The organism is Kitasatospora sp. NPDC091257 (genome assembly GCF_044757675.1).
Taxonomy (GTDB): domain Bacteria; phylum Actinomycetota; class Actinomycetes; order Streptomycetales; family Streptomycetaceae; genus Kitasatospora; species Kitasatospora lactacystinica.
Genome location: NZ_JBIVVI010001544.1, coordinates 1 through 1,778 on the forward strand (window position 1 = coordinate 1; position 1,778 = coordinate 1,778).

Genomic DNA, 1,778 nt, shown 5'->3' on the forward strand with positions numbered 1-1,778 from the left:
AAAGCTACCTCGCCGGCCTTCACCTCCGCGGCGCAATGATCTGGATCAAGGACCTCACCCGAACCCATTGATCACGACCGAATACGCGGCCTAGTTCTTTTCCTTCCCATACACCCGTTTCGAGTTGGCATATCTGCCGTTTTGAGTGCAAGGGGCTGCCCCCAGTCCCCTGGAAGGCACAGAGAGGAACGGCTATGGCACAAACCGGACAGCGGGTTGATCCATTCGCTGCGTTCAATTTCACGCTGGACATCGACGGCCTGGCGGGCTCACATGGCTTCGCCGAGTGCAGCGGAGCCAACACCGAGCAGGACGTGATCGAGTACCGCGAGGGCAACATGGACTTCTCGGTGATCAAGCTCCCAGGGCTGAAGAAGTCCGGTGACATCACGCTCAAGCGCGGCTTCACCACCAACCGCGAGCTGTGGGACTGGCGGCGGGCCGTCCTGGAGGGCACTGTGGTTCGCCGCACCGGCCACATCGTGCTCAACGACGAGGCCGGCAAACCGGCGTTGCGGTGGAAGTTCACCAACGCCTGGCCCAAGCAGTACTCGGCACCATCGCTCAGCGGCACCGCCACCGAGGTTGCCATCGAGGAGTTGGTCTTGGCGGTGGAGAGCTTCGAGCTGGACACTGCGTGACCGTCAGGCGCGCCCTTCCCTGCGGGAATCACGACGACAAGCCCTCCGACCGATAGCTCCAGCGGGGCCGGTGGAGCATAGCGGGGTGGAGGCCGCAGGGGTGGGGCTTGGTGTCCGCTGCCCGATCTCGACTCCGTCGGCGAGCAGCTGCCGCACGGCGGCCTCGGCCTGGTGCTCGTAGGTATGGCGGGAGATGAAGTGTCCGTTCTCCCGGATCTCGTACATGTCCTCCGCGAAGTCGCGGTCGTTGAGGACGACGTCCAGCCGGCGGTCGTGGCCGGCACCGGTGACGGTCCAGCGGCCGGCGGCCACCGCGGACCAGGTGAGGTGGATGTCTGCCCCGGTGCGGGCCCGCTCGGCGCGGACGCGCTCGGCCTGTTCGTCGGCGCGGCGCTGTCGCTTGGCTGCCAGTTCGGCCTGGTGCTGCTGCTCGGCTTCCTCACGACGCCGCAGGAACTCGGCGCGGCTCTGGGCGGCCTGGCGCTCCAGCTCCGCGCGGAGCTGGCGGGCTGCCTCACGGCGGCGGGCGGCTTCCTGGCCACCGGCAGCGGGGGCAGGGCCTGGGGCTCATGGCGGGCGGGCCAGGGCTCGGCGAGGTCGGCGAGGTGGTGCCGCCGGATGGCGAGCATGGCGCGGCCGTCGGTGGTGGCCACCACGTCACCGTGTTCATCTAGGTGCAGGAATCCGGCGGCGATGACCAGCTCCACGACCTTGCGGCGCACGGGGCGGCCCTTGGCACCGATCCGGCCCCGGCGGGGACGAGGCGGTAGCCGGTGCCGTCCCACCAGACCCCGCCCTCGGAGGCGGGCAGGGTGGCCGCCGCGACCAGGTCGTACACACGGGTGGTCCACCCGGACTTCTCACGGGCCTCCCTGGTGCGCTCGCCGGTGATGAACCGGCGGAAGTCGGCTTCGTGGTCGTCGGCGTGAAGCCTGGCGGCGTGGTGGGCGTCGTCGCGGTGAAGGTGGTCGTCGCCGACCTGGGCAGGGCGCCCGGCGTAGCGGTCGCCGCACCACAGGCACCACACCTTCCCCCCGTCGCCACGGTGGCCGCCGGGGCCAACGCCGACCGGGCAGGGGTGGCGCAGGCCCCACTCCAGTGCGGTGCCGCCTCCGGGTATCCAGGGGGCTCGGGAGG

The 1,778-nt window shown here is 69.9% G+C and carries 3 protein-coding genes; 1 reads left to right on the forward strand and 2 read right to left on the reverse strand.

Translation table 11 applies throughout. The features are described 5' to 3' along the window. Window positions 1-194 precede the first annotated feature (194 nt). Window positions 195-641 carry a phage tail protein gene (locus ACIQOV_RS40105; RefSeq protein WP_401055900.1) on the forward strand — a complete coding sequence of 149 codons (447 nt, stop codon included), beginning with the start codon at window positions 195-197 and terminating at the stop codon, window positions 639-641. Window positions 642-644: 3 nt separating this feature from the next. Here the strand turns inward: ACIQOV_RS40105 and ACIQOV_RS40110 are convergent, their stop codons facing one another. After that, window positions 645-953: a hypothetical protein gene (locus ACIQOV_RS40110; protein WP_401055902.1), complete on the reverse strand. Its 309-nt coding sequence runs from the start codon at window positions 951-953 to the stop codon at window positions 645-647. Window positions 954-1,311: 358 nt separating this feature from the next. Next, window positions 1,312-1,778 (reverse strand): hypothetical protein (locus tag ACIQOV_RS40115; RefSeq protein ID WP_401055904.1); only part of this gene is annotated, 467 nt, incomplete at its 5' end.